The sequence below is a fragment of the Promicromonospora kroppenstedtii DSM 19349 genome, assembly GCF_000515355.1.
GTDB lineage: Bacteria > Actinomycetota > Actinomycetes > Actinomycetales > Cellulomonadaceae > Promicromonospora > Promicromonospora kroppenstedtii.
In genome coordinates this window covers 42792-49478 of sequence record NZ_KI911572.1, presented here as the reverse complement: position 1 = coordinate 49478, position 6687 = coordinate 42792, and the positions used below count along the sequence as shown (strand labels likewise).

Below are 6687 nucleotides of genomic sequence, written 5' to 3'. Positions count from 1 at the left end.
GGCGGGCGCCGCCGTGGCGCGCAACGGCGGTGAGCTCGCGTCGTGCGAGGTACGCGCAGGCGGCGTTGTACGGGTAGTTGCGACGCGTGCGGCGGTCAGCCCGGCGGGGGTGCTCGGGAGCGCGCGTGCCACCGCGCGGGCAGGCCCGCGGGAGTCTGGATCGCGGGAGCACGGACCGCAGGGCGCCGGTCCGGAGGAAGCCGCGCCAGAGGTCAGCACGCGAAAATGGGATGACGTGGTCCCGATACGAAATGTAGCATCACTGCTATGTCCGGTACGGAGAGTGTGATGAGCGAACGGAACGGGCCTCGGCCGTCGAGCGACGTGGCGCTCGACGTGCGCGACCTATGGATGAGATACGGCACGAAGGACGTGCTCCAGGGCGTGTCGTTCACGGCGCAGCGCGGCGAGGTCGTCGCGCTGCTCGGCCCCAACGGCGCCGGCAAGACCACCACGATCGAGATCCTCGAGGGCTTCCGCATGCGGTCGGCCGGCGAGGTCCTGGTGCTCGGGCAGGACCCGGCGCACGGGGACGAGGCCTGGCGCGCGCGGCTGGGCGTCGTGCTCCAGTCGTGGCGCGACCACGGCCGGTGGCGGGTGCGCGACCTGCTGGGGTACCTCGCCCGGTTCTACGTCCCGTACTCGACCCCCGAGGTGTCGCGGCCCTGGGACGTGGAAGAGCTGATCAGGGTGGTCGGCCTCGCGGAACAGGCCAACGCCAAGGTCCAGACGCTGTCGGGAGGGCAGCGGCGCCGGCTGGACGTGGCGATCGGGATCGTCGGGCGTCCGGAGCTGGTGTTCCTCGACGAGCCGACGGCGGGCTTCGACCCGCACGCCCGTCGTGAGTTCCACGACCTGGTGCACCGCCTGGCCGACTTCGAGAACACGACGGTCCTGCTGACCACGCATGATCTCGACGAGGCGGAGAAGCTGGCCGACCGGATACTCGTGCTCGACGAGGGCACGATCATCGCCAACGGTTCGGCCGACCAGCTCGCACGCGAGCTGACCACTCAGGCGGAGGTGCGCTGGACGTCCGAGGGTCGCCGGCACGTGCACGCCGTGACCGAGGGTGACCCGACCCGGTTCGTCCGCGAGCTCCTGACGCAGGATGCGGGGGCCACAGATCTGGAGGTCAGGCGCGCGAGCCTCGAGGACACCTACATGTCGCTCGTGCACCGGGCCGAGGCCGACCCCGCAGGACAGGCGGACCGGACCGGGCCCGTCGGCACCGACCAGACCGAGGAGGCACAGTCATGACCACGTCCACCCCCACAGACGTGCGATGGGCGGCCGTGCGGGCCGGGCTCTCCCGCGGCTGGCTCGAGACCAAGTACTCGCTCCAGGAGCCGGGCGACGTCATCTGGATCGTGGCGTTCCCCGTGATCTACGCGGTGGTGCTGCTGTTCATGCGGGGCAGCACCGTGCCCGGAACCGACTTCGCGCTGGGCGCCATGGTGCTGCCGAGCCTGGTGGGCATGTCCATCGCGTTCGGCGGGCTGACTGGTCCCGCCAGCACCATCGCGGTGGACCGCGAGGACGGCACGCTGCTGCGGGCGAAGGCCACGCCCGACGGGATGGTCGGCTACCTCGTCGGCAAGATCCTGCTGTTCGCGCTGACCACGCTCGTGAGCCTCGTCGCGCTGGTGATCCCGGCCTTCACGGTCGCGGGTGACCTGCGGCTGGACGCCCGTACCGGGGTCCTCCTCGTGCTGATCTTCGTGGTGGGGATGGTCGCGACGGTCCCGATCAGCGTCGCGCTCGGGTCCCTGTTCAAGACGGCGTCCCAGACCGGGCTGCTGTTCCTCGGGTCGATGCTCCTGATCGTCCCCTCCGGCATCTTCTACCCGATCACGGCACTGCCCGTGTGGCTGCAGTGGGTGGGGCAGGCCTTCCCTTACTACTGGCTGGGGCTCGGTGCCCGGTCGGCGATGCTCCCGGAGAGCATGGTGGCGGCGGAGATCGGCGAGTCGTGGCGCACCGCCGAGATGTTCGCGGTGCTCGGGGTCTGGGCGCTGGTGGGTATGGTGCTCGCGCCGATCGTGCTCCGCAGGATGGCCCGGCGAGAATCGGGTTCCACGGTCGCGGCGGCGCGGGAGCGGTATATGAGCAAGGGGTACTGAGTGGTGGCAGAGCAGTCCGACGTCGTCCACAACCGCATAGCGATGCTGCGTGCCGAACGAGGCATCTCGCGGCGTGAGCTGGCGGAGGCGCTCGGGGTGCACTACCAGACCGTCGGGTACCTCGAACGAGGTGAGTACAGCCCGTCCCTCTACCTCGCGCTGCGGATCGCCGAGTACTTCGGGGTGGCCGTCGAAGTGGTCTTCTCGACCACCCCGTTCAAGCGCCTCGGCGAATGACCTCAGGGCTGCACCCCCGTCCGGGACCGGGAGGCCTGGGTGAGCAGAGCTCCGGTCGCGAGGAGGAAGGCGGCGGCGAGCAGGATCTGCCAGACGATCCCACCCGTCGTCGCGAGCGAAGGGGAGTCGTCCGAGGGGTCGTCCGGGGCACCGTACGGGCTGACGTCGTGCACGGTCGACGGGCAGCCGCCCGGCCCGCACGGCTCGGACCCGCCGACGGTCAGCTGGTTACGGATCGCCGCTCCGGCCGCGTCGTCGTGGACCCGCACCTGGTAGGTGAGCAGCTCGTTCCCGGACAGGCTCTCGACGGTCCAGGTGAGCAGCGTGCCCTCCAGGACCGCGGTGCCGGTGGTGGTGCGGATGCTTCCCGGCACGACGTCCGCGTGCGGTAGCACGCCCGTGAGGTCGTCGGGCACCACCACGTCGGTGACGGGGCCGTTCGCGACCTCGCTCGCGGTGATCCGATAGGTGATCAGGTCTCCGGGCCTGACCGGCTTGCCGGACGCCGGGTCGCTGGACTTGTCGACGGTCCAGGCCGGCCCGGTCGCTCGCCGGTCGCGGAACGTCACCGGCCTGATGTCCGTGCCCGCGTTCCGGGCGTCCACCACCACGGGTCGGCTCACCGGGTTCGTCGCGAGCAGGTATCCCTCGGGCGCGGCCGTCTCCACCCAGAAGTAGGTCCCGAACAGCAGGCCGTCTACCGAGCACGTGCCGTCGTACCCGGTGGCACACGAGCCCACGACCTCGTCGGCGCCGGGCTCGTAGGCCGCGTCGCCGTCGTCGAGCACGAGGTCGAACTCGCCGCCCGACAGCCTCTCGTCATCGGCGGCGTCCAGCTTGCGGACCGTCAACGTCGACAGCAGCTGCGGATCGCGGAACGTCGACGGCGGGATCGTGGTGCCCGCGTTGCTCGCGTCGACGACGACCGGTCCGCTGACCGGTTCCTCCGGCAGCTCGTAACCCCGTGGTGCCGCCGTCTCGACCCAGAAGTAGGTGCCGAAGTCGCGGTCGCCGATGGTGCAGGTGCCGTCGGCGCCCGTGGTGCACGAGTCGACGAGCTGGTCGGCGTCCGCGTCGTAGGTCTCGTCGCCGTTGTCGAGCACCAGATCGAACTCGGCACCGGCCAGCGGCTCGTCGGTCTCGGCGTCCAGCTTTGCCACGGTGAGCTCCGAGAGCAGCCGGGGGTTGCTGAACGTGAACGTGTTGGGCGCGCCCGCGGTGTCGGAATCGATGACGATCGGGTCGCTCACGGGGTTGTCCGGCATCGGGTAGCCGGCCGGCGGGTCGGTCTCGACCCAGAAGTACGTGCCGAAGTCCAGGTCGGGGACGGAACACGTGCCGTCGATGCCGGTGACGCACGAGCCCACGACGGTGTCGCCCTCGTCGTGCTCGCCGCTGTCGTCGCTGTCGAGCACCAGGTCGAACCCGGCGCCGGCCAGCGGCTGCCCCTCCTCGCCGTCGACCTTCTGCACGGTGAGCTCGGTCAGGACCCGGGGGTTGGTGAAGTCGACGGACAGGTCCTCGCCTGCGTTCTCGGCGTCGACGGTCACGATGACACTGGTCCGGTCGGCCGGCACGTCGTACCCGGGCGGCACCGCGACCTCGTACCAGTAGTAGTCACCGAAGCCCAGTCCGTCGACCGAGCACACGCCGTCCTCGCCGGTGGTGCACTGGTCGCCGACCGGTTCGTCGGCGCCCTCGGGGCCGTCAGCGACACCGTCGCCGTCGTCCAGATAGAGCTGGAAGACCGCGCCGGGCAGCGGCTCGCCGCTCTCGCCGTCGAGCTTGCGCACCGAGATGCTCGTGGGCTGCTGCGGGTCCTCGACGCTCGTCACGGCGAGCTCGCCGCCCGCGTTCTCCGCGTCCACCACGATCGGGGCGCTCACGGTGTCCTCGGGCAGCACGTACCCCGGCGGGGCGTCGGTCTCGACCCACCAGTACGTGCCGAACGTGAGGTCGCCCACCGAGCAGGTGCCTTCGTCGCCCGCCGTCTCGCACGACCCGGCGACCTGGTCCGCGCTCTCCTCGTAGGTGCCGTCCCCGTCGTCGCGCACCAGGTCGAACGAGGCACCCGCGAGTGGCGCGCCGGTCACGGCGTCGACCTTCTCGACCACCAGCGTCGAGCGGACCTGCGGGTCGGCGAACGTGAACGGCGTGATCTCGGTGCCCGCGTTCGAGGCGTCGACGGTGATCACGCTGCTGGTCCGATCCTCGGGCAGCTCGTAGCCGGGCGGTGCGGCCTCCTCGAACCAGTAGTAGTCGCCGAAGTCCAGCCCGCCGACCGAACAGGTGCCGTCGCCACCCGTGGTGCACTCGTCGACGAGCTCGTCGTCGGGGTCGGGCAGGACGCCCACCCCGTCGCCGTCGGCGTCGCGGTAGAGGCTGAACACGCCGTCCGCGAGGGTCTCGTCGGTCTCCGCGTCGAGCTTCAGCACGGTGAGCTCCGAGGGGAGGCGTGGGTCCGCGAACGTGGTCGGGGGCAGGTCGGTACCCGCGGTGGAGGCGTCGATGGTCACCATGCTGCTGGTCCGGTCCGCCGGCAGGTCGTACCCGGTGGGTGCGGCGGTCTCGAACCAGTAGTAGGTGCCGAAGTCCAGCCCGTCGAACCCGCAGGCGCCGTCCGCGCCCTCGGTGGTGCACGTGCCGATCTGCGTGTCGTCCAGGTCGGGGGCGTCGTCCGTGACGCCGCCCTCGCCGTCGCCGTCGGTGTCGACGTAGAGCGTGAACTCGCCCCCCGCCAGGGGAGCGTCGTCGGTGGCGTCCAGCTTCTGCACCTCGAGCCGGGACAGCGTTCTCGGGTTGGAGAACTGGACCGTCAGCGCCTCGCCGGCGTTGGCCGCCGTGATGGTGACGATCTCGCTGGTCCGGTCGTCCGGGATCTCGTAGCCGGGCGGTACGTCGACCTCGTACCAGTAGTACTCGCCGAAGTCGAGGTCGGGGGCCGTGCACAGGCCGTCACCGTCGTCGCCCGTGGTGCATACGTCACCCACCGGCTGGTCGTCGCCCTCGGGGCCGTCGGCGAGGCCGTCACCGTCGTCCTGGTAGAGCTGGAAGACCGCGCCGTCCAGCGGCGTGCCGTCCTCCGCGTCGAACTTGAGCACCGACAGGTCGGTGGGGAGGCGCGGGTCGGCGAACGTCGTGACAGGGAACGTGCCGCCGGCGTTGGAGGCGTCGACCACGATCATGTCGCTCGTGCGGTCGGCGGGCAGGCCGTAACCGGTCGGAGCGGTGACCTCGAACCAGTAGTAGGTGCCGAAGCCCAGGTCACCGAGCGAGCAGGTACCGGTCTCGGCCGCCGCGGTGCAGGCGTCCACCTGTGTGTCATCGGGGTCGGGCGCGTCGTCGGTCACGCCGTCCGCGCCGTCACCGTCCTCGTCGAGGTACAGGGCGAACTCCGCCCCCGCGAGCGGCGTCTCCGGATCCGACTCGTCGACCTTCTGGACCGCCAGGGTCGAGGTGGCCTGCGGGTCGGCGAACGTCGTCGGCGGGATCTCGCCACCGGCGTTGCTCGCGTCGACGACGATCATGTCGCTGGTGCGGTCGGCGGGCAGCTGGTACCCGGCGGGCGCCCCTGTCTCGAACCAGTAGTACGTGCCGAAGTCGAGGTTCCCGAGGGAGCAGGTGCCGTCGGGGAGCTCGGTGCCACAGGTGCCGACCAGCGTGTCGTCCGGGTCGGGAGCGTCGTCCGTCACTCCGCCCGCACCGTCACCGTCGTCGTCCCGGTACAGGGCGAACTGGCCTTTCTCGAGGGGCTGCTGGGTGCTGCTGTCCACCTTGCCCACCACGAGCTCGGAGAGCAGCCGCGGGTTCTCGAACGTCGCCCAGGGCAGGTCGGTGCCCGCGATCTGGGCGGTGATGATGATCGCGCCCGACACCGAGGGGGTCGCAGGTCCGTAGCCGGCCGGTGGGGCGGTCTCGACCCAGAAGTATGTGCCGAAGTCCAGGTCGCCCACGGAGCAGACGCCGTCGGCGCCGGCGGTGGTGCACGAGCCGACCACCTCGTCCGTACCGGGGTCGTACACGCCGTTCCCGTCCGTGTCCGTGACGAGGTCGAACGCGGCGCCCGCGAGCGGCGCTCCGCCGTCCGCGTCGAGCTTCTGCACGGTCACCTCGGACAGGATCCGGGGGTCCTCGAAGGTGGAGACCTGGACCTCGCCGACGTTCCCGGCGGTGATGGTGACCGGCGCGCTGTAGGGGGGATCCGGGAGCGTGTAGCCCTGCGGGGCCTGCACCTCGACCCAGAGGTAGGTCCCGAAGTCGAGGCCCTCGACCTGGCAGGTACCAGGCCCCGTCCGGGTGGCCTGGGCGATCGTGACGCAGCTGCCCA

At 70.9% G+C, this 6687-nt stretch carries 4 protein-coding genes; 3 read left to right on the top strand and 1 reads right to left on the bottom strand.

Annotated elements, in window-relative coordinates:
• Positions 1–288 precede the first annotated feature (288 nt).
• Genes PROKR_RS01235 through PROKR_RS01225 form a run of 3 tightly spaced genes read left to right on the top strand, consistent with a single transcriptional unit; the run spans position 289 to position 2360 of the window.
• Positions 289–1260, top strand: coding sequence for an ABC transporter ATP-binding protein (locus tag PROKR_RS01235; protein ID WP_169736281.1), 972 nt, complete (start codon positions 289–291; stop codon positions 1258–1260).
• Positions 1257–2123, top strand: a complete 867-nt coding sequence (locus PROKR_RS01230) for an ABC transporter permease (RefSeq protein WP_036958994.1) — start codon at positions 1257–1259, stop codon at positions 2121–2123. The genes PROKR_RS01235 and PROKR_RS01230 overlap by 4 nt, the downstream gene beginning before the upstream one ends.
• A 3-nt stretch (positions 2124–2126) precedes the next feature.
• Positions 2127–2360 (top strand): helix-turn-helix transcriptional regulator, encoded by a 234-nt coding sequence (locus PROKR_RS01225; protein ID WP_342665844.1) that lies wholly within the window; start codon positions 2127–2129, stop codon positions 2358–2360.
• 2 nt (positions 2361–2362) lie between these two features.
• Here the strand turns inward: PROKR_RS01225 and PROKR_RS01220 are convergent.
• A partial coding sequence (locus PROKR_RS01220; protein WP_036958993.1) for a SpaA isopeptide-forming pilin-related protein occupies positions 2363–6687 on the bottom strand: 4325 nt, incomplete at its 5' end.